The sequence below is a fragment of the Streptomyces sp. NPDC014861 genome (genome assembly GCF_043081625.1).
Lineage (GTDB): Bacteria > Actinomycetota > Actinomycetes > Streptomycetales > Streptomycetaceae > Streptomyces.
Window position 1 is genome coordinate 1 of the sequence record NZ_JBIBWV010000030.1, and the last position, 24132, is coordinate 24132.

Annotated in this window: 25 protein-coding genes; 11 read left to right on the top strand and 14 right to left on the bottom strand. The window is 74.4% G+C overall.

What is annotated here, in order from left to right; all coding sequences use genetic code 11:
- Positions 1 to 150 precede the first annotated feature (150 nt).
- Positions 151 to 561: a rodlin gene (locus tag ACF1BN_RS34225; RefSeq protein ID WP_392335482.1), complete on the bottom strand. Its 411-nt coding sequence runs from the start codon at positions 559 to 561 to the stop codon at positions 151 to 153.
- 218 nt (positions 562 to 779) lie between these two features.
- Here ACF1BN_RS34225 and ACF1BN_RS34230 point away from each other — a divergent pair, with 218 nt between their 5' ends.
- A complete protein-coding gene (locus ACF1BN_RS34230) occupies positions 780 to 1193 on the top strand; it encodes a rodlin (RefSeq protein WP_376606126.1) in 414 nt (137 codons plus the stop codon).
- 173 nt (positions 1194 to 1366) lie between these two features.
- Positions 1367 to 1600 carry a chaplin gene (locus tag ACF1BN_RS34235; RefSeq protein WP_392335483.1) on the top strand — a complete coding sequence of 78 codons (234 nt, stop codon included), beginning with the start codon at positions 1367 to 1369 and terminating at the stop codon, positions 1598 to 1600.
- 76 nt (positions 1601 to 1676) lie between these two features.
- On the opposite strand, the gene ACF1BN_RS34240 is transcribed toward ACF1BN_RS34235, so the two are convergent.
- Positions 1677 to 2939: an FAD-dependent oxidoreductase gene (locus ACF1BN_RS34240; protein ID WP_392335565.1), complete on the bottom strand. Its 1263-nt coding sequence runs from the start codon at positions 2937 to 2939 to the stop codon at positions 1677 to 1679.
- 44 nt (positions 2940 to 2983) lie between these two features.
- The gene (locus ACF1BN_RS34245) at positions 2984 to 4291 is read right to left on the bottom strand and encodes an ATP-grasp domain-containing protein (protein WP_392335484.1); all 1308 of its coding nucleotides are present in this window, start codon (positions 4289 to 4291) and stop codon (positions 2984 to 2986) included.
- Positions 4292 to 4493: 202 nt separating this feature from the next.
- On the opposite strand from ACF1BN_RS34245, the gene ACF1BN_RS34250 reads away from it, so the two are divergent.
- Complete coding sequence (locus ACF1BN_RS34250; protein WP_392335485.1) at positions 4494 to 6077, top strand: glycoside hydrolase family 26 protein; 1584 nt, start codon at positions 4494 to 4496, stop codon at positions 6075 to 6077.
- A 3-nt stretch (positions 6078 to 6080) separates the two neighbouring features.
- On the opposite strand, the gene ACF1BN_RS34255 is transcribed toward ACF1BN_RS34250, so the two are convergent.
- From ACF1BN_RS34255 to ACF1BN_RS34295, 9 genes are all read right to left on the bottom strand, one after another.
- On the bottom strand, positions 6081 to 7217 hold the full coding sequence (locus ACF1BN_RS34255) for a GNAT family N-acetyltransferase (RefSeq protein WP_392335486.1): 1137 nt from the start codon (positions 7215 to 7217) through the stop codon (positions 6081 to 6083).
- A complete protein-coding gene (locus ACF1BN_RS34260; RefSeq protein ID WP_392335487.1) occupies positions 7214 to 7891 on the bottom strand; it encodes a lipopolysaccharide biosynthesis protein in 678 nt (225 codons plus the stop codon). The genes ACF1BN_RS34255 and ACF1BN_RS34260 overlap by 4 nt, the downstream gene beginning before the upstream one ends.
- A 61-nt stretch (positions 7892 to 7952) precedes the next feature.
- A complete protein-coding gene (locus ACF1BN_RS34265) occupies positions 7953 to 9110 on the bottom strand; it encodes a glycosyltransferase (RefSeq protein ID WP_392335488.1) in 1158 nt (385 codons plus the stop codon).
- Positions 9107 to 9910 carry a polysaccharide deacetylase family protein gene (locus ACF1BN_RS34270; protein ID WP_392335489.1) on the bottom strand — a complete coding sequence of 268 codons (804 nt, stop codon included), beginning with the start codon at positions 9908 to 9910 and terminating at the stop codon, positions 9107 to 9109. The genes ACF1BN_RS34265 and ACF1BN_RS34270 overlap by 4 nt, the downstream gene beginning before the upstream one ends.
- Positions 9807 to 11438 carry a lipid II flippase MurJ gene (locus ACF1BN_RS34275; protein ID WP_392335490.1) on the bottom strand — a complete coding sequence of 544 codons (1632 nt, stop codon included), beginning with the start codon at positions 11436 to 11438 and terminating at the stop codon, positions 9807 to 9809. Before ACF1BN_RS34275 ends, ACF1BN_RS34270 begins: the two co-directional genes overlap by 104 nt.
- Before the next feature lie 469 nt (positions 11439 to 11907).
- Positions 11908 to 13248, bottom strand: a complete 1341-nt coding sequence (locus ACF1BN_RS34280) for an O-antigen ligase family protein (RefSeq protein ID WP_392335491.1) — start codon at positions 13246 to 13248, stop codon at positions 11908 to 11910.
- Between the two features lie 2 nt (positions 13249 to 13250).
- Entirely contained in the window at positions 13251 to 14705 is a 1455-nt protein-coding gene (locus tag ACF1BN_RS34285; RefSeq protein WP_392335492.1) for a sugar transferase, read from the bottom strand.
- Positions 14702 to 15835 carry a glycosyltransferase gene (locus tag ACF1BN_RS34290; RefSeq protein ID WP_392335493.1) on the bottom strand — a complete coding sequence of 378 codons (1134 nt, stop codon included), beginning with the start codon at positions 15833 to 15835 and terminating at the stop codon, positions 14702 to 14704. Before ACF1BN_RS34290 ends, ACF1BN_RS34285 begins: the two co-directional genes overlap by 4 nt.
- Before the next feature lies 1 nt (position 15836).
- Positions 15837 to 16895 carry a DUF3344 domain-containing protein gene (locus tag ACF1BN_RS34295; protein ID WP_392335494.1) on the bottom strand — a complete coding sequence of 353 codons (1059 nt, stop codon included), beginning with the start codon at positions 16893 to 16895 and terminating at the stop codon, positions 15837 to 15839.
- 379 nt (positions 16896 to 17274) lie between these two features.
- Between ACF1BN_RS34295 and ACF1BN_RS34300 the strand changes: the two genes are divergently transcribed.
- The 6 genes from ACF1BN_RS34300 to ACF1BN_RS34325 all read left to right on the top strand — a co-directional run bounded on the left by ACF1BN_RS34300 (position 17275) and on the right by ACF1BN_RS34325 (position 21479).
- On the top strand, positions 17275 to 17514 hold the full coding sequence (locus tag ACF1BN_RS34300) for a chaplin (RefSeq protein WP_360310750.1): 240 nt from the start codon (positions 17275 to 17277) through the stop codon (positions 17512 to 17514).
- Positions 17515 to 17790: 276 nt separating this feature from the next.
- Complete coding sequence (locus tag ACF1BN_RS34305; RefSeq protein ID WP_392335495.1) at positions 17791 to 18615, top strand: hypothetical protein; 825 nt, start codon at positions 17791 to 17793, stop codon at positions 18613 to 18615.
- A gap of 242 nt (positions 18616 to 18857) precedes the next feature.
- The gene (locus tag ACF1BN_RS34310) at positions 18858 to 19130 is read left to right on the top strand and encodes a hypothetical protein (protein ID WP_360310746.1); all 273 of its coding nucleotides are present in this window, start codon (positions 18858 to 18860) and stop codon (positions 19128 to 19130) included.
- A gap of 335 nt (positions 19131 to 19465) precedes the next feature.
- Positions 19466 to 20203, top strand: a complete 738-nt coding sequence (locus ACF1BN_RS34315) for a hypothetical protein (RefSeq protein WP_392335496.1) — start codon at positions 19466 to 19468, stop codon at positions 20201 to 20203.
- A 156-nt stretch (positions 20204 to 20359) separates the two neighbouring features.
- Entirely contained in the window at positions 20360 to 20872 is a 513-nt protein-coding gene (locus ACF1BN_RS34320; RefSeq protein ID WP_392335497.1) for a hypothetical protein, read from the top strand.
- A gap of 334 nt (positions 20873 to 21206) precedes the next feature.
- On the top strand, positions 21207 to 21479 hold the full coding sequence (locus tag ACF1BN_RS34325; RefSeq protein WP_387272757.1) for a chaplin: 273 nt from the start codon (positions 21207 to 21209) through the stop codon (positions 21477 to 21479).
- A 79-nt stretch (positions 21480 to 21558) separates the two neighbouring features.
- Here ACF1BN_RS34325 and ACF1BN_RS34330 read toward each other — a convergent pair whose 3' ends face one another.
- Together ACF1BN_RS34330 and ACF1BN_RS34335 are read right to left on the bottom strand one after the other, a co-directional pair.
- On the bottom strand, positions 21559 to 22425 hold the full coding sequence (locus tag ACF1BN_RS34330; RefSeq protein ID WP_392335498.1) for a tyrosinase family protein: 867 nt from the start codon (positions 22423 to 22425) through the stop codon (positions 21559 to 21561).
- Entirely contained in the window at positions 22409 to 22801 is a 393-nt protein-coding gene (locus tag ACF1BN_RS34335; protein ID WP_376597536.1) for a tyrosinase family oxidase copper chaperone, read from the bottom strand. Before ACF1BN_RS34335 ends, ACF1BN_RS34330 begins: the two co-directional genes overlap by 17 nt.
- A 150-nt stretch (positions 22802 to 22951) precedes the next feature.
- On the opposite strand from ACF1BN_RS34335, the gene ACF1BN_RS34340 reads away from it, so the two are divergent.
- Positions 22952 to 23455 (top strand): DUF5949 family protein, encoded by a 504-nt coding sequence (locus ACF1BN_RS34340; RefSeq protein WP_392335499.1) that lies wholly within the window; start codon positions 22952 to 22954, stop codon positions 23453 to 23455.
- Positions 23456 to 23472: 17 nt separating this feature from the next.
- Positions 23473 to 24132, top strand: coding sequence for a vitamin K epoxide reductase family protein (locus ACF1BN_RS34345; protein ID WP_392335500.1), 660 nt, complete (start codon positions 23473 to 23475; stop codon positions 24130 to 24132).

The window sequence follows — 24132 nt, forward strand, 5'->3', positions numbered from 1 at the left end:
CGACATCGCCCGTGACCTCACCATCTGGATGGCCGCCCGAGACTTCCCCGGACGGCCAAACAGGCAGGTCACCGCGTTCTAAAACACCGCCTAGGGCCGTACGCGCGAAGGGGCCGCCCCGGCCGGGGCGGCCCCTCGACGCGCGGAACGTCAGCCGTTGGCCACGCCGTTGCCCGAGAGGATCGGGATGTCCTCCAGCAGGTGCGACAGCGGCTCGTCGCCCTTGGCCTGCGTCGAGTTCTCGACGCACTGCTGGTTCTGCGGGGAGGACAGGACGTTGACGTCCTGGACCGAGATCGGGACGAGACCGACGAGCGAACCGGCGTTGAGCTTCGCCGGCAGGCCCACGCACGGCTTGTTCAGGGAGCCCTGGACGAGCGCGAACTGCGGGCTCATGTTCCCGTAGGTGGCGGAGTTGCCGTACGACTGGTGGGCGAAGTTGCCGCTCGCGGAGGTGGTGCCGCCGTCGTCGGCGATGGCGAGGGCGGGGGTGGCCGCGGCGGCGGAGGCGCCGACGATCGAGGCGGCGGCAGCCGCGGTGGCCATGACCTTCTTGATCACGGGAGTTCCCTTCTAGAACCGGCTCCGTGCAGGGAGCCACCTGATCAACTCGCTCCGGACCGGCGGGTTCCGCCCTGTCACCCCGATGGCGGAGCGCACGTGGCAGCGCTCGGGGCGCACCCCAGTCGATCGGGTGAAGCCCCGGAACCTCCCTCCGTACCCGCAGGTTGATCGGTCGCATCAATCAGGTCGATTGGTGGGAACAGAACGGATTCACCGTGATCAAGAAGATGATGACTGCCGCGGCCGTCACCGCTTCGGCCGTCGGCGTCGCCGCCGCGGCCGCCGCCCCCGCGATGGCCATCGCCAACGACGGCGGCACGACCTCCCTCTCCGGGAACGGCGCCCACCAGGCGTTCGGCAACTCCAAGACCGCCGGTGACATGAGCCCGCAGTTCTCCGCCGTCCAGGGCTCGCTGAACAAGCTCTGCCTGGGTGTCCCGGTCAAGGGCAACGTCGGCTCGGTCGTCGGTGTCCTCGTCCCGGTCGCCGTCCAGGACGTCAACGTCCTGTCCTCCCCGCAGAACCAGCAGTGCGCGGAGAACTCGACCCAGGCCAAGGGCGACGAGCCGCTGTCGCACGTCCTGGAGGACATCCCGGTCCTCTCCGGGAACGGCATCGGCAACGGCTGATCCGCAGCGCCGCCGCAGGGCCGGAGGAATTCCTTCCTCCGGCCCTGTGTCGTGCGCGCAACGGAGTGAATGCCGGAGTGGGAACCGGATCCGCGGTTTCCTTCGCGAGAGGTTGTCGTTGTCCCTGTGTGTGACGGAAGCCGATCTTCCGCCGCGGAAAGGAACCAGACGAAATGAAGTGCAAGAAGGCTGCTGCCGTCATTGCCGGAGTCATCATGGCCATGGGTGCGGCCACGCCCGCCTTCGCCGACGCCGACGCGCACGGTGCCGCCGTCGGTTCGCCGGGTGTCCTCTCGGGCAACGTCGTCCAGATCCCGATCCACGTGCCGATCAACCTGTGCGGCAACAGCATCAACGTCATCGGCGCGCTGAACCCGGCCGCCGGCAACGTCTGCGTCAACGCCTGACCCAGGCCGCCGCGTTCGCGGGCCCGGCACGGACCGGCCCCGGGGAGAGCATCCGCTCCCCGGGGCCGGTCCGCGTCTACGCCCCCACCGCCGCCGCCCGCTCCCCGCTGCGCGGCCGGCCCACCGAGCCGCCGCCCCGTCCGCCGGACCGCAGCCGCTGCCGCACCCCCCTCACCAGCCGCCCCGCCGTGTACCCCGCGCCGAACACGAACCGCATGGAGGGGCCGTACGAGGGGGCGGTGAGCAGCCCGGCGAGGAAGAGGCCCGGCCACGAGGACTCGAAGAGGACGCCGGTCTCCGGGGCCCCGACCGGCCCGACCGTGCGCAGCGCGGAGCGCAGCGCCGGGTCCAGGACACCGGCCCGGTCGAGCGAGGGGACGAAGCCGGTGGCCGCGACGACGTGGTCGGTCTCCAGGGCGACCGCACCGCCGGGCCCCTCGATCTCCAGCCGGAGGCGGTCGTCGCCGGTGACGGCCGCCGCGGTGATCCGGTGGCCGAGGCGCACGTCGGCGACGGCGCCGAACCGCTCGCGCAGCCACCAGGCGCCGGCCGGCCCGAGCGCCGAGTCGAAGAGGCGCGCCCGCGTGGCGGCGGGCAGCCGGCGGAAGACGCCCGGGGCGTCGGCGTAGAGCTTGTTCCGCCAGCCGCAGCCGAGTCCCGTGTGCGGTGCGCGCAGACCGCGCCACGGGCCGCGGTCGAGGGCGGGCGGCAGGGTGTTCCAGTTCAGCCGGTCCGCCCGGGCGACGATCCGGACGGCGGCGGCCCCGGCCTCGGCGAGGAGCGCGGCGGTCTCCAGGGCGGCCTGTCCGGCGCCGACGACGGTGACGTCCCGCCCGGCGAGGAGGCCGAGTTCGCCGTGGTGGCCGGAGTGGGTGACGTACCGCCGGGGGAGGTGCCGGAGCGGGCCCGGTACCTCCAGGAAGGGGAGGACGCCGACGGCGAGGGCGACCGTGCGGGCCCGCAGCCGGGCCCCGTCCTCGGCGGTGAGGAGGAAGCCGTCCGGCGCGGGTGCCACCGAGGTGATCAGCCGCTCGTCCACGGCGGGGACGGCCTGCCGGGCGAACCAGTCGCCGTAGTCGGCGAAGAAGGAGACCGGCAGCGGCACCCCGTGCTCGGCGCGGACGCCCCGCCGGGCCGCGTAGGCGTCGAGCCCGTACGCCCCCGCGGGGTCGGAGAGGTGCGAGGCCCAGGGCTCGGACTTGAGGAACATCCCGGACGGCATGGCGTGCCAGGACTCCATGGGGCGGCCGAAGGTCACCGGTTCGAGCCCGTGGGCCGCCGCGTGCGCGGCCACCGAGAGCCCGTACGGACCGGCCCCGACGACCACGAGGTCGTGCACCGGATTCGCCTTCGCCATCGCGTTCGCCATCGTGTCTTCCGTCTTCATCGCTGGGTGAGCTGGGTGGAGGAGCCGCGGCCCGAGGGGCCGGGCAGGGTGGCCGGGTGCCGGGGCCGTTCGGCCGCGAGCCGCCGGCGCACCGCCGCCAGGGACCTGCGCAGCAGGTGGGCGGACCAGGCGCGGCCCATGGCCAGCGCGGGCGCCGGGTCGTCGGCGGCGAACCAGGCCCGCTCGGTGGACCGCAGGGCGGTGTCGGGTCCGGCGGCGTACCGGCGGCGCGGCGAGGCGAGCAGCGACAGCGCCGCGTAGTTCTCCACCACGAACCGGCGGCCGTACGCGGGGGAGTGCGGCGGCACCGGGCGGCCGGTGAGGTCCAGGTGCAGGGCCCGCACCACGTCGAGCCCGGAGTGGTCGGCGAAGAGCCGGAACTGGGCGCCGGGGCGCGGGTTGAAGTCGAGCAGGTGGTACGCGCCGGTGGCCCGGTCGAGCCGGAAGTCGAGGTCGCACACGCCCCGGTAGCCGAGCGCGTCGAGCAGTGCGCGGGCCGCCCGGTCCACCTCCGGGTTGGGCGCCCAGCGGCCGACGGCGGTGAGCCCGGCCCCGTCCGGCCAGGAGCGCTCCTTGCGGCCGGTGGCCCCGGCGGCGCAGCCCCCGGCCGAGTCCGCGTACCCGTGGAAGAACCAGTCCAGGCCCCGGCCCGGCGGCAGCAGCTCCTGGAGCAGCAGCCGGCTGCCCGCCTGCGGGGTGCGGCCGTACAGCTCCCGCACCTCGGCGAGCGACCGGAGGATCGTCGTGCTGCGCAGCCCCGAACCGGTGGGCAGCAGCCAGGGGCGGCTCCACTTGGCGACCACCGGCAGACCCAGGTTCCACGCCATGGCGGCGGCCTCGTCCGCTCCGGCGGGAAGTTCGGTGCGGGGGTGCGGCAGTCCCAGTTCGGCGCAGGTCGCGGCGAGCGCCGCCTTGTCCGCGACCCGCAGCAGCTGCTCCTCGCTCTGCTCGGGCAGCAGGATCCTGTCCGCCAGGTCGGCGCGGCGGCGGGCGAGCGCGAGGGCGCTGATGTCGTCCAGCGGCACGGCGAGCACCGGATCTGACGGCGTGTCGGTGATCTCGCCGGCCACGCGCAGGAGCAGCGCGGCCAGTTCGGTGGAGACCGGGGAGCCGGGACGGGGCCGGGCCGAGCGCACGTACCGCGAGCGGGCGACCGGGCTGTCGGCCGCCTCGACGACCGCGTGGACGGGGATCCCGGCCCGGCCGAGGGAGCGGGCCGCGCCCAGGGTTCCGTGATGGAAGGGGTTCCGGTCGAGCCGCACGAGGACTGCGGGTACGCGGGTGTCGAAAGGCGGCACGGGCATTGCACCTTCATCTCGGGTGCCCCAACTGGGCGATGAAATCCTCTAATGGACTACGGAGGGGTGGATAGCGGCGTTCACGGTCGGCTCATTAGGAATACTTTCGGAACATCGGAATGACTGATCGTCAAGTGGCATGCGTGTGAAGGAGCGGCCCGTGGATCCTTTCGGAGGAACACCGAGAAAGAGAAGAAGATGGCTGGGGGTGATCACCGCGGGCCTCCTCGTCTCGGGTTCGGTCGTGCTGTCGGCACCCGCCCACGCCGCCGCATCCCTAACGACGGAGGACCCCGGTCCGACTCTCTCCGCCGCCACCGCCATGGGGGCCTTCCTCGATTCCGGTTCGCTCGGGGTCGCCCGGATCGGCCAGCTGGAGCGGTGGCTCGGCGGCCGTGAACTCCGCGTCGGCCACACGTACCTGCCCGGCGACCTCTGGTCCAACATCGAGGGACCGCCCGGCTTCCTCGACGCCTGGGCCGACTGGCGCAACGCGAAGCGGGACCGGCTCTTCGTCCTCAACGTCCCCATGCTGGAACGGAACGAGGCCGGCGTCTCCGACCCGGAGGTCCGCCGCCAGCTCCGGCTCGGCGCCGCCGGCTACTACGACCACCACTTCCGCACCCTCGCCCGCCGCCTCGTCGAGGCCGGAGCCCTGGACACGGTCCTCGTCCTCGGCTGGGAGATGAACGGCACCACGTACACCCACCGCTGCGGTCCGGACCCGGAGGCCTGGAAGAAGTACTGGAACCGCATCGTCACGACCATGCGGTCCGTGCCCGGCCAGAAGTTCCGCTTCGACTTCAACCCGAGCCGGGGCCGGGACGCGGTGCCGTGGACCGAGTGCTACCCGGGCGACGACGTCGTCGACATCATCGGCATGGACTCGTACGACCAGCCGCCCGGCTCCGACTTCGACCGCCACGTGAACGAGCCGTACGGGCTCCAGAAGCAGGTCGATTTCGCGGCCGAGCACGGAAAGCAGATCTCCTATCCCGAATGGGGGCTCTTCCGGAACGGCGACAATCCGACGTACATGCGGCGGATGCTGGAATGGATCCGCGACCACAAGCCGCTCTACCACACGATCACGGACTACTGTCCGCACGGCGTCTGGCAGTGCGACAGCAACCCGCAGTCGTCCCGGGTGTTCCGGGAAATGCTGTACGGGGTGGAGCCGTCGGTGCCGGTGGATCCCGTGGATCCGGTGGATCCCGTTGACCCGGTGGACCCGGTGGACCCGGTGGACCCGGTGGATCCTGTGGATCCTGTGGATCCTGTGGATCCTGTGGATCCTGTGGATCCTGTGGACCCGGTGGATCCCGTTGATCCGGTCGATCCCGTGGATCCGGTGGACCCGACCAAGCCTGAGCCGAAGCCTGAGCCCAAGCCGGAACCGAAGCCTGAACCGAAGCCTGAGCCGAAGCCGGAACCGAAGCCGGAACCGAAGCCGGAACCGAAGCCTGAGCCCAAGCCTGAGCCCAAGCCGGAACCGAAGCCGGAACCGAAGCCTGAGCCGAAGCCTGAGCCCAAGCCGGAACCGAAGCCCGAGCCCGCTCCTGATCCCGACTGCTGGAAGGTCGAGCTCGGGGAGTGGGTGGAGAGCTGGATCGGCGGGCCGGTGTGCGTGCCGAACGACACCGGCGCCGTCGACACCGGACCCGTGGTCACCGGACCCGTGGACACCGGCGCCGGTGCGGACGGCACCGTCCTGGAGGACACCGGCTGGAAGGAGCAGTTGAGCGACGCACTCGACTGGAAGGGGGCCCTGAACGGCGTCTGGCCCTTCTGACGGTCAGCCGCCGGGCGTGCGGGCGGGCAGGCGGGCGAGGAGCCGGCCCGCCCAGGCCCGCTCCCGCGCCTGCCGGGCCGCCCAGCGCCGCGCGTCGGCCGCGCCGGCGTGGAGCCAGAGGAGCGGGGCCGTACCGCGACCGGTGAGCAGCAGCCGCCGGTTGCGGACCGGCTCGGGGCGCCAGTGGTGCTTGTACGGTTCGCTGCCCCGCAGCATGCTCAGCGTGGCCCGGCCGCCCGCGCTGGTCTCCCGGGCCCCGTGCCGCAGCAGCATCGCGGCGACGTCGACCTTGCGCTCCCGGAGCACCGGGTCCGCGCCGTACAGGTAGCCGCCGGCGAGCCGCGGGGACATCAGGGTCAGGTCGGCGGCGACGACGTCGCCGCCGAGCCGGAACTCGGTGACCATCGCGTCGCCGCGCTCCACCATCGGCCGGACCGCCCGGGCCAGGTGCTGGGCGAACCGCTCGCTGGTGTGCTCGGCGGTGACCCCGCGTCCCCGCCACTGGAGCCGGTGGAGGGTCAGCAGGCGGTCGAGGGCCGCCGGCACGTCGGGCGCCGTCACCACCCGCGCGTCGATGCCGAGGGCGTCGAGCTTGCGCAGCTTGGCCCGGACCCGCTGGGCCTTCCCGGAGGGGATCCGTTCGAGCAGTCCTTCCATGGGGACGGCGGGCAGCTCCAGGCAGAGCGAGTCGGGCAGCCGGCGGCGCGGTCCGCGCCAGTGGGTGAAGATCCGTTCGGCGGCGGCGCCCGGGCGTACCTCCCGCAGGTCGACGACCGCGCCCCGGGCCGTCCGGGCGATCGCTCCGGCCAGTGCCTCCGCCGCCTCGGGGCGCTCGTCGTCGAGGAGGACGTCGGTGAAGTCGGTGATGGCGCCGCCGAGCTGGGTCAGCACCGGCAGCGGCCCGCGCGCCCGCATCAGGGGCGCCGCGGCGACGAGCGCGCCGGCCCCGTCCCGTACGAGCACCACCCGCAGGGCGCCGGGACGCCCGTACGAGACCCACCAGGAGTGCAGCCAGGAGTGGGACTGGAACGGGGTCGCCGAGGAGCAGCGCGCGTACAGGTCCGTCCACTCCGCCGCCAGCCGCCCGAAGGCCTCCGTGTCACGACAGAGCTCGATCCGCGGTGTTCTCGGCGTGGTCACACCGCCTCCGGTGCCGGCTGGTGGGCGGCGGGCGCGGGCACGGCGGCCCCGCCGGTGGGGGCGGCGGGGCGCGAGTGGCGGCCCTCGGGGCGCCCCGCGGCCCGCTTCGGCCGGACCAGCAGCGCGAGCCCGCCGAGGAGCCCGCCGGCGCAGGCGCCGACCAGCGCGGAGAGCGGTGCGGACGGCGACACGGGGGCGGTCGGCCGGGTCGCGCGGGAGAACTGGACGACCTTCACGCCCGTGCTGGCGGCGACGTGCGAGGAGTTGACGACCAGCGAGCGGGCCACCCCGTCGGCGATCGTCACCGCTCGCGAGGGCTTCGCGGCGCGGGCGGTGACGGCGATCATCGGCGCGTCCGGGGAGGTCTCCGCCAGCACGCTCTCGCGGAGGGTGGCGGCGGTGACTCCCGCCCACACCTGGGCGTCGCCGGTCACCGCGATGTCGGTCGCGACCTTCCCGTACGCCTGGGCGAAGCCGAGCGCCGCCGCCGGGTCGGACTTCTCGCCGGGGACGACGATGACGTAGCTGGTCGCCGCGTACTCGGGGGTCTTCAGGACCCCGTAGCCGCCGCCGAGGGCCGCCCCGGCGACCACGGCGGCGGGCAGCACCGCCCAGCGGCCGGGGGAGCGCAGTCGGGCGGGGAGTCGGACGGCACGGGGTGGTGTGGTGGTCATGACGGGCTCTCTCGCTTCACGGGACGCCGACAGGGACGTCGGAGGGACAGGGGCAGGGGCTTCAGGGGGAGGGCGCGGGGGCGCCGCGGCCGTGGACGGCCCGGTCGTACAGGGTCATCAGCCGGTCGGCGCTGCGCGCGATGTCGTAGCGGCGGGCGGCGGCGGGCGCGGGGAGGCGTACGGGGAGGGAGCCCCGCGCGGCCCGCAGCTCGCCCAGGGCGCCGATCAGTTCCGGCACCGACTCGCCGATCCGGCGGGCGCCCGGCGCCGCGTCCGTCGGCAGGTCCTCGATCGCCGGGCACGCCACGTAGAGCACAGGCAGCCCGGCGGCGAGCGCCTCGACGACGGCGAGGCCGAAGGTCTCGTCCGGGGAGGTGGAGACGAAGACGTCCATCGCGGCGAGGAGTTCGGGCAGCATCGGCCCGGCGGGGCCGTCCGAGGGCGGATCCTCGCAGGCGCCGAAGAAGAGGACGCGGTCGGCGGCGCCGCACTCGCGCGCCACCGCCCGCAGCTCCTCGCGCCGCTCCCCGTCGCCGACGAGCAGCAGCCGGGCCTCCGGCACCGACGCCACGGCCCGGATCAGCCGGTCGAAGCGCTTCCCCGGCGCCAGCCGCCCGACCCCGCCGACCACGAACGCGTCCTCCGGGATCCCGAGGACACCCCGGGTGAGGCGGCGGGCGCGCGGGGCGAAGGCGAAGCGGCCGGTCTCGATGCCGTTCGGCACCACCTCGATCCGCTCCGGCGCCACCCCCCAGTCGGCGAGCCGGCGGGCGACGCTCGCCGAGACCGCGACCGTCGAGGTGCCGAGCCGCTCCGACGCCAGATAGAGCGCGCGGGTGCCCGCGGAGAGCGGACGGCCCTCGATCTGCGTGGTGCCGAGCGAGTGCTCGGTGGCGATGACCCGGCGGACCCCGCCGAGCCGGGCGGCGAGCCGGCCGTAGACGCAGGCCCGGTAGAGGTGGGTGTGGACGAGGTCGTAGCCGCCCTCGCGGACGAGCCGGGCCAGCCGGGGCAGCGCGCCGAGGTCCCTGTTCCCCGTCATGCCCAGGTGGGTGACCGGGGTGCCGTCGGCCTCGATGCCGAGCGCGACCGGGCCCGGGTTGGTGAGGGTCACCACCCGCCCCTGGACCGGCAGATGGCGCAGCAGCAGCCGCAGCTGCTGCTCGGCGCCGCCGATGCCGAGACCGGTGATGACGTGCAGGACCTTCAGCCCGCTCATCCCAGCACCGCCGCGGCCGGGCCCGCCTGCGCGGGGATCAGCTCGGCGGGGTGGCGGCGGCGCAGCGGGTGCAGGGCCCGCTTCGCGGTCAGCCGCCACGAGGTGTCGGCCTCGCCGATGTGGATCCGAGGAAGTGCGTACGTGCTGGTCAGCGGGCCGGGATCGATGGCGCAGGCGTAGCCGTACCCGGCCTTGCGCACCGCGCGGACCACGCGCGGGTCGACCGCCCCGTACGGGTAGCAGAAGCCGTCCACCGGCCCGCCGGTGATCTCCTCCAGGAGGGTCCGGGAGTGCCGGGTCTCGTCGGCGAGGGTGGCGTCGTCGGCCTCCGTCAGCCGACGGTGGGTCAGGCCGTGCGAGCCGATCTCCATGCCGGCGGCGGCGATCCGCTCGATGCCCTCCTCGGTGAGCAGCCGCTTGCGCGGGCCCGCGGTGTCCCATTCGTTGGCGCCGCCGAGGCGTCCCGGCAGGACGTACACGGTGGCGGTGAAGCCGTGCCGGCGCAGCAGCGGCAGCGCCGAGTCGAGGAAGTCGGCGTAGCCGTCGTCGAAGGTGAGGCCGACCAGCCCCTTCGCCCGCCCCGCCGCGGTCGCCGCGAGCAGCTCCCGCACCGACACCCCGCGCAGCCCCCGGTCGCCCAGCCAGTGGAGCTGCCGGGCGAAGCGCACGGGCGAGACGGTCACCCGGTACGGGTCGTCACCGGTGTCCGTGATCGAGTGGTACATCGCCACCCACAGGGGCGGCTTCGCCCACAGGGGCGGCTTCGGCAGCAGACGGCGCAGCGCGGTGGGGGCGGGCATGGGCGGTCCTTCGGCGTCGGAGGGAGCGGTGGGGGAGGGGAGGGATCTCCGGCGCCTTGGCGGCGCAGGCGATGAAGAGCAGGAAGACGCCGGCCACGACCAGGCCGGCGACGGCGAGGGAGAGCGCGGCGGGGCCGATCGCCAGGGAGCAGAGCCACCCCGCGCCGGTCGCCCAGGCGGCCGCGGTGGCGAGCCGCAGCAGGCCCTCGCCGAGCCGGTCCGCGCGCACCGGCACGGTCTGCCGGTGTGCGCCGCGCAGCAGCAGGACGGCGGTCAGGGTGATGCCGAGGGCGTTGGCGGCGGCGATCCCGACGGCGCCCCAGGCACGGGCGCCGGGCACCCCGGCCGCGGCGGTGGCGGCGAGCCCGGCGGCCATCGCGGCGGCCGGGTACCAGAGGGGGCGGGCGGCGGAGAAGTAGCAGCGGACGAGGGCGCCGACCATGGTCTGGCCGAGCAGGCCGAGGGCGTAGACGCGCATCACCGCGGCGGTGGCGACCGTGTCCGTACGATCGAACTCGCCGCGCTGGAAGAGCAGTTCGACGATCTGGGGGGCGGCGGCGATCACCACGGAGGCGCCCACCAGGACCACCACCGCCGCCAGCAGCAGATCCCGCTCGACCCGCCGCCGCGCCCCCTCCGGATCGCCGGCGGCCAGTGCCCGCGCGACCACCGGGAAGCTGACCGTGCACAGCATCAGCGACAGGATCATCGGCATCTGCGCGATCTTCTGCGCGTAGTTCAGGTGCGAGATCGCCCCGGACGGCAGCGGCGCGGCCAGGAAGCGCTCGATCAGCGTCTGCGACTGGCGGATCAGCGAGAAGGCCACCACCGGCGCGATCAGCCCCAGCACGATCAGCCGCCCGTCCACGCCCGCCCCCGGCGCGAGCGCCTCGGGCTCACGCGACGGCACCGGCCGCGCGCGCAGCTCCCGCACCAGCGCGGGCGCCTGCACCAGCACCATCAGCACCCCGCCGACCGCGACCCCGGCCGCCGCCGACCGCACCCCCCACGGCTCCCGGAGCAGGACCATCGTGCCGATGATGCCGACGTTGTACGCCACGTAGATCGCGGCCGGCGGCAGGAAGACGTGGTGCGCGCGCAGCGCCGCCGAGCAGTAGCCGACCAGCGCGAAGGTCAGCACGCAGGTCGAGGTCAGCCGGGTGCAGTCCACCGCGAGCCCCGGGTCGGAGAGCCCCGGCGCGAGGACCCCGACGACCGCCGGGGCCGCCACGATCAGGCCGGCCGCGACGAGCCCCACCCCGAGCGTCAGCCGCGGCAGCGTCCCCCGCACCAGATCCCGCACCGGATCCCCGGACAGCGCCCCCGGGCGGCGGGCGAGCGCCCGCGAGAAGGCCGGCACCAGGATCAGCGCCATCGCGTCCTCGATGAGCAGCGTCGACGCGAACTCCGGCACCGTCCACGCCACCAGGAACGCGTCCGTCTCCGCGCCCGCCCCGAAGTACCCGGCGAGGATCTGGTCCCGGACGAGCCCGAGCACCGCCCCGACCGCGGTCAGCGCCGCCGTCACCGCCGCCGCCCTGGCCAGGAACCCGCGCCCCTGTCCGCCCGCCGCCGGACCCTTCACCCGCGCGTGCGCCCGCCGCCCGGTCCGCGGAACCGCCGGACGGGCGGTCGTCGGCGTGGCCGCCGCGGGGCCGGGCGCGGCCGGACGCGGGGACCCCGCGGGACCGGGCACCGCGGGACCGGGCACCGCCGTACCGGACACCGTCGCACCCCCGGACACCCCAAGCCCGGAGGACACCGCCGGCGCGGCCCCGGCCGCCGCCCCCTCGCCCGCTCCCGTACCGGCCCCCGGCAGCACGGCGGCCCCCGGGGCGCACGGGGAGTCCGTGGCGCCCGGGGGCATGGGGGACCAGGGGTCGGTCAGCGGCTCGCGGCGCGGTGGGCACGGCGGGCACGGCGGGACGGCGCCGGGACCGCCGGGCCCCGGGGGCGCGACGGACGCGTCCGTGGGATCCGGCGGACCGGCCCACGGGTCACGCACCACGCACCCCCACCGCACCCTCCGGGCCGGGCGCGAGGGCCCACCACGCGGCGAGGCCGAAGACCACCGACATCAGCACCGTCGACGGGCCGCCGATGTCCGCGTAGAAGAAGTCGATCAGCTGCCAGGCGAGCAGCCCGCTCGCCACCAGCGCGCAGTCCGCGCCCGCCCGGCGCCGCCGCAGCGCCCCCACGAGCAGCGCCAGCCAGCTGCCCGCCAGCGCGAGCAGCCCGATCAGACCCTGCTCGCCGAGCACCAGCAGGTACATGTTGTGCGGGGAGAGCAGCGGCTGCTTCCGGAAGCCCGCGCCCGCGCCGGCCGTGTCGCTGCCGGAGGAGAGCGCCACCGACGCGTGCGAGTCCCGGTACTGCGGGAAGCCCTTCAGCCCCACGCCGGTCAGCGGCTCCGAGCTCCACATCCGGCCCGCCGCCGCCCACATCGTGTACCGGTCCGTCACCGACTGGTCCGGCGCCGCCGTCACCCGCGTGATGCTGGCGACCCGCTCCTTCACCATCGACGAACCGATCCCGAGGCCGCCGACCAGCACCACCGCGAGCGCGCCCACCGCGAGCGCCACCCGCGCCGCCCGGCGCACCCCGCCCAGCAGCAGCTGGATCCCGCAGGCCAGCACGGTCGCGATCCACGCGCCCCGGCTGAACGACAGCACCAGCGGCACCACCAGCAGACCCGCGCAGACCAGCGCCGCCGTCCGGGTGCGGCCGGCCGGCGAGCCCAGCGCGATCCCGGTGACGACCACCAGCCCGTACGCCACCACCGTCGCCATGCCCATCACGTCGGTCGCCCCGAAGGTGCCCACCGCCCGGATGTCCTCGCCCTGGTACGAGGCGCCCGTCCCCGTCAGGTACTGCGTCACGCCCACCGCGCCCTGGAGCAGCGCCAGCGACACCAGGCCCCACGCCACCACGGCGAAGTCCCGCCGGTCCCGGATCGTCAGCAGCACCGCCGCCGGGACCAGCACGAAGACCTGCACGTACCGGGCGACCCCGGGCAGGCTCGACGCCGGGTCGTTCGAGGTCACCGCCGCCAGGCAGACCCCGAACACCGGCAGTCCCAGCACCACCGCCGCGGTCCGCGTCAGAGGCCGGTGGCCCCCGCGCAGGATCCGTACGAGGCAGATCAGCACCAGCAGCCCGGAGGCCGCGTCGGCGACCGTGCCCGTGCCGCCCGTCCCGCCCTGCGCGCCGCCGCCGCCCGGCACCAGGAGCAGCGCGATCACCGCGAGGACCGGGGAGAGCGCCCCGGCCCGGCGCGCCCACCCCCGGACGTCCGGCGACCCCGCGAGGACCGGCACCGTCGTCACGGCCGCGGCCATCCTCAGCTCCCCGTCGGTCGGACGAGACCGGCCGCGGTGCGGACCAGGATGCAGACGTCCTGCCAGAGCGACCAGTGGTCGATGTAGTGGTTGTCGAAGCGGCAGCGGTCCTCGATCGAGGTGTCGCCGCGCAGGCCGTTCACCTGTGCCAGGCCGGTGAGCCCGACCGGCATCCGGTGGCGGGTCGCGTACCCCGCGTGGATCTTGCTGAACTGGGCGACGAAGTACGGGCGTTCCGGCCGCGGCCCGACCAGGCTCATGTCGCCGCGGAGCACGTTCCACAACTGCGGCAGCTCGTCCAGCGAGGACTTCCGCAGGAAGCCTCCCGCCGCGCTCATCCGCCGGTCCCCGGCCACGTTCCACCGGGTCGCCGACTCCGTGTCGTCGGACGGCCGGAGCGTACGGAACTTCAGCAGCGTGAAGAGGCGCCCGTGCTGCCCCACCCGCTCCTGCCGGAACAGCACCCCCGGCCCGTCCGAGAGCCGCACCGCCAGCGCGCACACCGCGAGCACCGGCAGCGCGAGCGCCAGCGCCGGACCGGCCAGCGCGATGTCCAGCGCCCGCTTGGCCCGCGCGCCGCGCCGCTCGGTCACCGGGACCAGCCGGCGGCGGGCGTACCCCCACACGTGCTCGCCCATCGGCCCCTCGTACCGCTCCCCGCCGACCCGCCAGGTCACACAGCCGTAGTGCTGGAAGAGCGTCACCAGCTCCGGCTCGTCCCCGAGGAAGACCGCCTCGCGGACCGTGTTCTGGATGACCGCCCGGCGGATCTCCTCCGCCGTCGTCAGCAGCGGCAGCCCCGGCTCCACCGGGCGCTGCTCACCGACCGTCCCGTCCGGCAGCCCCACCACGCCGACCGGCCGCATCCCGTACTCGGGGTGCTGGAGCGCCGCCGCCGCGAACCGGCGCGCCGCCGCCGGCGGGCCGACCACCAGCGCGGACCGCGGCCGTTCGCGGGCGATCCGCCGCCCGCGCGCGAGCAGCACCGCCCGCAGCACGGCCGCCACCCCGACGTGCACGGCGTACGCCCCGCACAGCCGCAGCGGTCCGATCGCCAGATCCGGGGACCAGGCGGCGGCCGTCGCGGCGGCCACGCACCACACCACCCCGGCCCGGGAGGCCAGCGCGGGCAGCTCGTCGAGCAGCCGGACGTGCGCCGCCGGCCGGTACAGCCCGCCGCGCCCGTCCAGGACGAGCAGCAGCGCGAGGACCGGCAGCAGCAGCCGCGGATCCTGATGGACGGGGCCGAGCAGCGCGGCACCGGCGAACACGGCGAGGCAGTCGACGGCCCGCAGCCCCGTCGGACCCGGAACCGGCGCGGCGGCCGCCCGCGGGCGCGGAAGCGCCGGCCGGCGGGACCGCCCCCGGCGGGGGGCGAGCGTGACGGGCCCGAACGCCGGGCCGGCGACCGGCCACGGGCCGGCAGAGGAGGGAACGCTGGTACTTTCCGTGGTCACTGCGCAATCGGCTCTCTGTGTTCGGGGCCCCGCACTCCGGCCAGCTCGCGGTAGATCTCCGCGACGGCCGCGCCGGTGCGCCGCACATCGAAACTGCTGAGGACGTGCTCATGGGCCTCGCGGCCCAGGCGGTGCCGCAGCTCCGGCCGGCCGAGGAGGCGGCCGAGAGCGGCGGCGAGGGCGGCCGGGTCCTCGGACGGGACCAGGCACGGGGCTTCATGACCGGGCGGCAGGCTCTCGCGCGCCCCGTCGACATCGGTGACGACGACCGGCCGGCCCGCCGCCATCGCCTCCAGCGGCGCCAGGGCCATGCCCTCCCAGCGGGAGGGCAGCACGACGACGTCCGCCGCCCGGTACCAGGGCGCGGTGTCGCCGACAGCGCCGGTGAACCGCACCGAGGGCCCGGCGGCGGCCCGCAGCCGCTCGCCGTCCGGCCCGTCGCCGACCAGCACCAGACGCGCGTCCGGGACCTCGGCGAGGACCGCGGGCCAGGCGGCGAGCAGCACGTCCTGGCCCTTCTGCCGGCAGAGCCGGCCCACGCACACCGCGGTCGGCGCCGGGTTCCGGGCCGGGCCGTCGGTCGCGAAGCGCGCCACGTCCACGCCGTTGTGCACCACCGACCAGGCCGCCTCGACCCCGGCCGCCTCGCCGGTACGCCGCTCCGCCCCGCTCACGCACAGGATCCGGTCGGTCCAGCGGGCGCCGAACCGCTCCCAGCGGCGGGCCAGTTCGGCGGTGGTGCCGGTGACGGCCTCGAAGGACCAGGCGTGCGGCTGGTACACGGTGGGGATCCGGCCGCGCACCGCGAGCCGGGCGCACAGGCCCGCCTTCGCGGAGTGCGCGTGGACGAGTCCGGGCCGCACGGCCCGGACCACCCGGGCCAGTTCACGGGTCTCCCGGACCAGCGCGGGGCCGGGGTCGCGGCCGGCCCGCCAGTCGTGGACCTCGGCGCCCTCGGCGCGCAGCTCCGCGGCGAGCGCGGTGCCGGGCGGACAGGCGGTCACGGGGCGCAGCCCGGCGGCGCGCTGGGCGCGCACCAGGTCGACGACGACCCGGGCGACCCCGCCGTCGCCGGGCTGGACCGCGTGCAGGACGGTGACGGACCCGGGGTCCGCCTCGACAGTGCCCACGTCAGCGCCGCACGTCCGCCTGCAGGAAGAGCGCACCGAGCCAGACGGTGTCCTCACGGCTGCCCAGCCGGACGTGGACACGGTCGGCTCCTCGGTGCAGCGCCCCCCGCAGATCGAAGACGTCGGAGTCGTACCCCAGGGTGTTCCCGGCGTTCGGGAAGCGCGTGCTCCCGGCCTTGCCGAATTCGGTGATGCTGGAGTTCAGGACGTCGTTCACGGAATTGGCGGAATCGCCGATCGGGGTGATCTTCCGACGGCTCGTCCGCACCTCCAGGTAATCCCCGGAAGTTCCCCGGTCACCGTCATAGGCGATGACTCCGAGCCGTCCCTCCGTGCCCTTCGGATAACGGTGCCGGTCGAGGGTGACGCGCAGCTCTCCGGAGCGCGGGCCGACCGTCTCGAAGCCGTCCCAGACGCTCAGCCGGCGCAGCGGTTCGTCCGCCTTCTCGTACGCGGCCACCAGCGTCCAGCCGCCCCAGCCGCCCACCGCGCTGCGGCCCATGGCGACGTTCACCTGCGCGACCGTCCACTGTCCGGGCGTGGCCCAGCGGACCAGCTCGGTCACGTCCGCGGACGCCTGGAAGGCGTCGGCACCCTCGGCGGTGCGGTGCCCCACGAGGGTGTCGGCGAGGACCGCCTTGTACCGCCCGCCGGGCTCCGCGACCAGCACCCGCCCGTTGTCCTTCGGCGGCTTCTGCTCGCCGACCCGCAGGTTCCCGCCCCAGTACAGCCGGGCCCAGGCGACCCGGGCCCCCTCCGGCACCCGCAGTTCGGCACGGCTGGAGTTGTACGTGTCGGGGTTGTCGTCCACGTCGACATAACCGATCGCCACCCCGTCGTTGGCCGTCCCGGTGCCCTCGCCGCCCTTCGCCGAGGCGTTGGCGGCGCGCACGATCCCGCCGTGCAGTTCGGCCTGGTAGCGCGCGGCGAAGGGGACGCGGGCCGCCTCCCCGGGCACGGGCGCCGCGGCGGAGGCGAGTGCCGGCGTGGCGGCCAGCACCGCGCACGACAGGGCACCCGACACGCCGCGACGCACGGCAAGAACCGCTGAATTCCGCATACAGGTTCTCCGCTTTGATGAGAGAAGGGAGGGAAGACCCGCGAAGACCGGGGGAGGGGAAGGTGTCGTCCGCACGAAATGGGTGAACGCGCGGCGGGCCCGGAAGCAACGTTCGGGAACGTTATAACCCCGGCGCGGAGCGATAGTAAGCATTAGATGCTCGGAAACGCTAACTCCCGTATCCGTGCGGCAGGTTCCTCGTTGTGCGTGTTGCGCCATTCCCAGGGCCGTCGCCCGAATGGCCCTCCGCCGGGCCAAAGATCGGTTGAACGTCACCCGTTCGGGAGAGCAACCGATGGAAATCCGCGGCGTTGTTGAGGGAGCCGGGCCGAACAGTCCGCGCAGTCCGAGTTGGAATTCGATCGAGGAGAACTTCTCCATGTCCCGTATCGCGAAGGCCGTTGTCCTGACCGTGGGTGCCGCCGCCGCCGTCGCCGGTGCCGCCGGTGCCGCCGCCGCCGACTCCATCGCCGAGGGCGCCGCCGTGAAGTCCCCCGGCGTCGGCTCCGGCAACGTCGTGCAGGTCCCGGTCCACGTGCCGGTCAACGTGTGCGGCAACACCGTGAGCGTCATCGGCGCGCTGAACCCGACCTTCGGCAACGCCTGCGTCAACGCCTGATCTCGCACGTCGGATCGGTCCTTCCGAAGCCGGTGCGCCCACCCCTCGGGGTGGGCGCACCGGCTTTTCCCTTGTGTCCGTTGGGTCGGTACTCGTTCGGACGCACCCCCGTGCGCGCCGCCCGGTGCAACGGCGTACGCCCCTCGGAGGGGCAGTCCGGCGGACAGATTCACTCGAACGGAGGCGTGGCGCTCAGTAGTTCTGCGGTTGCGGAGGGCTATACCCGCAGGCACGGTGGGAGAGCAGTTGTCCGACGCATAAGGAAAAGGAACACATATGCGTCCCCTGGCTTCACGCCGTCTCACCGCCCTGGCGATATCCGCCGCCCTCACTCTCACCCTCGGCATGGCGGGATCCGCCGTCGCCGACGAGCTCCCCCCGTCCCTCGCGGCCGACCGCGCCGCCCGTGCCCCGCTCCCCGACGCGGCCGCCCTGCTGGCCCAGGCCGAGGCCCTCGGCGACGTCGGCGGGGTGACGACCCCCGTGGCCGAACTCGTCACGGCGGCCCTGGAGGCCGACGACGGTCAGGTCCCGGCGGCCGACGCCGAGGCCCTCAAGGCCAAGATCCAGGCCGCGGTCGACCAGGCGAAGGAGACCGCCCCCGCCCCGCTGCCGGAGACCCCGGCCGCCCCGGAGGCCCCGGTCTCCCCGCCCACCGACGACGCCCCCGTCGCCCCGCCTGCCGTGGAGGCCCCGGGCGGGCTCCCCGTGGCGCCGCCGGTCGCCCTGCCCGTCGCGGCCGGGGCCAAGGCCGCGCAGGCCGCGCCCGCCGATCTGGTGGACGACGCCCTCGCCTCCGTGGAGGAGGCCGTCGCCGGACTGGTCGCGGTCATCACCTCCGGGGGCGCCGCCGGAGTCGTCCCGCAGGTCACGGCCGCGCTGACCTCCCTGGTCAACCTCGCCGTCGCCACCGTGCTCGGCAGCGGACTGCCCGCGCCGGACCTGGCCGGACTGCCCGCGCTGCCCGCGCTCCCGGTGGAGGCGCCCGAGCTGCCCGCGGTCCCGCCGGCGGAGGTCCCGGAGCTTCCCGCCGACGTCCCGGCGGCGCCGCCGGTGGCGGCGCCCGAGCTCCCGGCGCCGCTGCCGCTCCCCGTCGGCTGACGCGCGACCGCACCCCCGACCCGTACCGGTCCGGCCTCCCGCCGGGCCGGTACGGGCATGCTCGGGTCCGGTCATCCGACCATCACACCGGTCCCCTTCGATCGGGTGCAGTGTCGAGAAATCCTTCCTTCTGGAGTTTCCGGGGAGCGCACCTCTCGTTACAGAAGGGAAAGCGCGTACAGGAATTCCCCAAGAACCCTGTATGGAACGCGAGTTGAAAGTACAGAGGAAGGATTCTCCTGATGAAGCCCACCAAGGTCGCCGCAGTCGTCGCCGGTTCGCTCATGGCCCTCGGAGCCGCCGCCCCCGCCATGGCCGCCGAGGCGATGACCCCGACCAGCCTCAACGGCGGCCTGGAGGCGATCGCCGCCAACGGACTGAAGTCGGACGTGCTCAGCAGCACCACCGACGGTTCCCCGGTCAAGACCGTCACCGACACCGCGACCCAGCTGAACCAGACCGGCAAGGGCCTTCCCCTGATCGGCGGCCTGCCGGCGAGCCCGCTCGGCGGCTGATCGAATGATTTTCTGACCGGTCGCCGTGTGGCCTGGGCTCCACACGGTGCGCCGCTCCCTACTCTCTGGACCGTCCCCACGCGAACGTCGGCGGGGACTCGGCCGGACGGAGCGAGGGGGGATCCTCGCCGGTCTCTCCCTTTCTCCCGAGGAAGAGCGGTATGCGGTCCATCATCAACAGGAAAGTACTCACGGCGGCGGCTGCGACCGGCATCCTGTCGCTGACCGGCGGCCTCGCACTGGCCGCGAGCGCGCACCCCGGTACGGGCGATTCCCCGGGACCGGGCAGCGGGCAGGCCCACGCCCCGCTCCCGCCGGAACTCTGCGGCGCGAGCATGGACCTGGGCGGCTACGTGGCGTCGGCCGTCGGAGACCTCTGCGCCCACGCGGCGGAGGACCCCGACGGCGGCTACGGCGAGGAGCCCACTCCGACGCACCCGCCCACCAAGCCCCCCACCAAGCCCCCCACGCATCCGCCGACCAAGCCCCCCACGCATCCGCCGACCAAGCCTCCGACGACTCCGCCGACGAAGCCGCCCACGACTCCGCCGACGAAGCCGCCGACCAAGCCGCCGACCAAGCCCCCCACGAAGCCTCCGACGAAGCCTCCGACGACTCCGCCCACGAAGCCGCCGACGAAGCCTCCGACGAAGCCCCCCACGAAGCCTCCGACGACTCCGCCGACGAAGCCGCCCACGACTCCGCCGACGAAGCCGCCGACCAAGCCCCCCACCAAGCCCCCCACCAAGCCTCCGACGAAGCCTCCGACGACTCCGCCCACGAAGCCGCCGACCAAGCCTCCGACGAAGCCGCCGACGCACCCGCCCACCAAGCCGCCCACCACGTCTCCGCCCACCACCCCGCCGGGGGAGTGCGAGGAGCCGAAGCCGGGCTGTGAGCCGACCAAGCCGCCCACCAAGCCGCCGCACGGCGGTCCCGGCAAGCCGGAACTCCCCGACACGGGCAGCGATCCCGCCCTGTGGGGAGCGGCAGCCGTCAGCGCCGCCCTCATCATCGGCGGCACCGTCGTCCAGCTCCGCGGCGGACGCCTCGTCCGCAACCGCCGCCACTGACGTACCGACGCCACCGATGTGACGCCGCCGCCGACCCACCGGCGCCGCTGACGTGACGTCGACCGAGGCCCCCGCCTGACCGGCGGGGGCCTCGGGCGTTGCTGCACATGGGGGAACGCGCCGCGACGTTTCGGCCAAGAGACTCGTTCACACGTCATGACTCTGCGCTCCCAGGCCGGCATGGGCCTTCTCATGACCGCGCTCGCCTCCGCCGCCATGGCCGTCCCGGCCTCCGCCGTCGAGGCCCCGGTGGTCGTCCCGCTCCAGGGCCTCGAACCGGTCCTGCCGATGGACGCCCCCACCGTCGCGACCGGGGTGCCGGTGCCGGTGCCCGGCGCCCCGACCGGATTCCAGAAGGGCCTCGGCGCGCTGCCCGACGTGACCCTGCCGAGCGTCCCGCTCGCCGGCACCCTGCCCGAGACCGCCGTGGACGCCCCGCTCCCCGAGGTCCTGGAGGGCAGCGAGCCCGGCAGGGCGCTCTTCTCCTCCCCGCACTCCGAGATGCGGGCCTCGACCCCCGGCGCCACGCTCGGCAACCCCGTCGAGGCCCCCCGCGGCGACGGCCTCGCAGGCCTGCCCGACCTCGCCCCGCCGCAGCTCGGCCTCATCGCCCCCACCCTGAGCGGCGCTCTCGACTCCCAGCTCGGCCTCGCCCCCGGACAGCGCTGAACCCCTCCGGGATTCCCACCCCCTCTTTCGAAATTCCGTACGGAATCGGTCCGCGCGGGTGAAGACACGATTCTTCCCCGCTACCGCAAGGGTCTTCCGTCGTTGCACCGGAAGGCTTGTCGCATGGCCGCGGCCCGCGGTCCGGTGCGTCGCCGTCGTAATCCGACGACGGTCGACCACCGGACCGCGGGCCATTTCTCCGCCTCCGTCCGAGGACTTTTCGATTTCGTTTCTCCCGTTCGGCCCCAAAGCCGTGACCCGGTCCGTGGTGCGGCGTTGAACGGGAGTGACGGCCGTGATCCCTGCGGTCGCTCGACCCACCCAAGGAGTTCTGATGTCTCGCATCGCCAAGGCTGCCGCCGTTCTGGCCGGCACCGGTGCCGTCGCCCTCACCGGAGCCGGCCTGGCCGTCGCCGACTCGGGCGCCGAGGCCGTCGCCGCCCACTCGCCCGGTGTCGCCTCCGGCAACGTCGTCCAGGTCCCGGTCCACGTCCCGGTCAACCTCTGCGGCAACACCGTCAACGTCATCGGCCTGCTGAACCCGGCCTTCGGCAACAGCTGCGCCAACGTCGACGCCCCGCACGACAACGGCGGCTACGGCGGCTGAACCCGCCCCCGCTCCCCCCAGGCGTCCCCCCGGCCCCACCAGGGCCGGGGGGACGCCCGCGTCCGGAGCCGTACCGCGCTCAGGCGTACCGGTAGACCGCGGAGTGGTCGAACATCTCCGCCGGCGTCACGCCCCACGGCGCCATCGGCTGGTGCCGGGCGACCACCTTCCGGTACTGGGCGTCGCCCAGCGGCGGCGGCTCCGCCGGCAGGTACGCGGCCCCCGGATTGCGCTGCTGCCACCGCGACCACACCAGGTCGACGAAGGAGTGGTGCAGCCAGAACACCGGATCGTTCACCGAGCCGCCGCCCAGCATCAGGCCGCCCACCCAGCGGTGCACCCGGTTGTGGATCCGGAACCGCTCGTTGCCCGAGCCCGGCGCCCAGCCCTCCAGGCGGTTGCGGAAGCCCGACGGGCTGGTCGAGTTCCACGGAGCCGTGTCGTACGTCCGCTCCCGCATCACCTCGTCCAGCTGGGCCGACGTCGGCAGTGACACCGGGTCGCGCGGCCGGCCGAAGTCCCTGGTCAGATACGAGATCTCGGTCATCGCGTGCCGCACCGTCCACTTCCCCCCGGCGTACGCGAAGGGGCCGGTGGTCACCTGGAGGTCCGAGCGGCGCCCGTTGCCGCCCATGAAGTCCGCCGACCAGATCGACGCCGCCGGGGAGGAGTCCCGGGTCCAGTCCCAGTACGGGACCGTCACCGTCGCGTCGATCCGGCGCAGCGCCCGCTCGAACTCCAGCAGGAACTTCCGGTGCCACGGCAGGAAGCTCGGCGCCATGTGGGCCGTCCGCAGCCGGCCCGCGCCGTCGGCCGTGTAGTGGTCGATGTGCAGGCGGACGAACTCGTCGTACGTGCCCCGGCGCTTCATCTCGAGCACCGCGGCCACGAACCGGCGGCGTTCGGACGCCGTCAGATCGCGCTGGTTCTTACGCGTGTACACCACGGGGGTTCCCTCCCGTCGGGTCGGAGTGGAGGCCGTGCCCCGCCGCGTACCGGGAGAGCGGAGCCGCCCCCGCGGCGTCCACCGCCGCGCGGACGGCGGCGACCGGCGTCGGACAGGACGCGTAGTGGTCGAGCGGGGTCACCCAGCCGCCGTCGGCGCACCGCATCAGATGCAGCGGCCGGCCGTCCACCAGTGCCACCGGCTCACCACCGGGTCCGGTGAGGCCGCGGATCCGGCGGCCCGCGTACATCTCGTCGAAGAGGTACGGTCCGGCTTCCGGGGAGCGGGCGGCGATCCGGCCGAGGGCGCCGCCGGTGACGGCGGTGACGGCCAGCGCGAACAGGGACCGGAGGGCGACACGGCGCGGGAATGGCATCGGCGATCTCCTGGTGTCGACAAGGGGGCCTCAGGGCACAACGATGAAAACCCGTGTTCGTTGCGGCCGGGAGTTCGAGCGGGCGAATGTCGGCCGGATGAGTGAATTCGGTACGGGGAAAGGGTGGTTGCCCCACTAGCATCCCCTTCCATGACCACTCCCCACGTCCTTTCCGAGGCGCGCAGCGTCTCTCCGCTGGGTACGCTCACGGTGATTCCGTGGTCCAGCGAAGTCACCGAAGACTCCGCCGGCACGCCTTTCCTCATGGCGTATTCGCTCGGCGACGGCCGCGACGGGCCGGACGCCGGTCAGCAGGCGATGCGCACGGCCCTGGAGTCCATGGGCCTCTCCGTCGGCGACCGGCTCTTCGACCTGGAGAAGGACGCCGGGATCAGCGCCACGCTGCTCGTCGAGGCCGGCACCGCCGTGCTCACCCTGCCCTTCCTGAAGGTCCAGTGCCCGGTGCCGGACGAGTGGCAGGCCGCCGCCCGCGAGGCCGGCAAGGTCTACTTCCTCTGCTCGGTGCGCCCCTGGGCCGAGGGCGTCCCCGGGCAGCCGGTGGACGAGGACCGGCTGCGCGCCTTCGTCGCCGACGAGGAGACGCTCGCGGACTGCGCCCACGTCCTGCTGCCGGTCCGGCGCGTGCAGGGCTGAGCGGAAGGGGCGGCGCGATGACGACGCTCGGGGTACGGGACGGTGCGCCCGGCCGGTGGCAGGAGGACGGTCCGGCGGAGGCCGGCCGGCGGGCGGACGGGACGGTCGGCGCGGGCCGTGCGCTCGGTTGGCTGCTGATCGTGACCGGCGCGGCCGGGATCCTGGCCGCGTGGGTGATCACGATCGACAAGTTCAAGCTCCTGGAGGACCCGGGCTTCCAGCCGGGGTGCAGCCTGAACCCGGTCGTGTCCTGCGGGAACATCATGAAGAGCGAGCAGGCGGCGGTCTTCGGCTTCCCCAACCCGATGCTCGGTCTCGTCACCTACGGCGTCGTCGTCGCCGTCGGTGCCGGACTCCTCGCGGGGGCGCGGTACCGGGGATGGTTCTGGCTCGGGCTGAACGGCGGGATGCTCTTCGGCGTCGGCTTCTGCACCTGGCTGATGCAGCAGTCGCTGTACGAGATCAACGCGCTCTGCCTGTGGTGCTGCCTCGCCTGGGCGGCGACCATCACCATGTTCTGGTACGTCACCGCGCACAACGTCAGGACCGGCGTGCTGCCCGCCCCGGCCGCGGTGCGGGGCTTCCTCGGCGACTTCGCCTTCGCCCTGCCCGTCCTGCACATCGGGATCATCGGGATGCTGATCCTGACCCGCTGGTGGGAATTCTGGACCGGATGA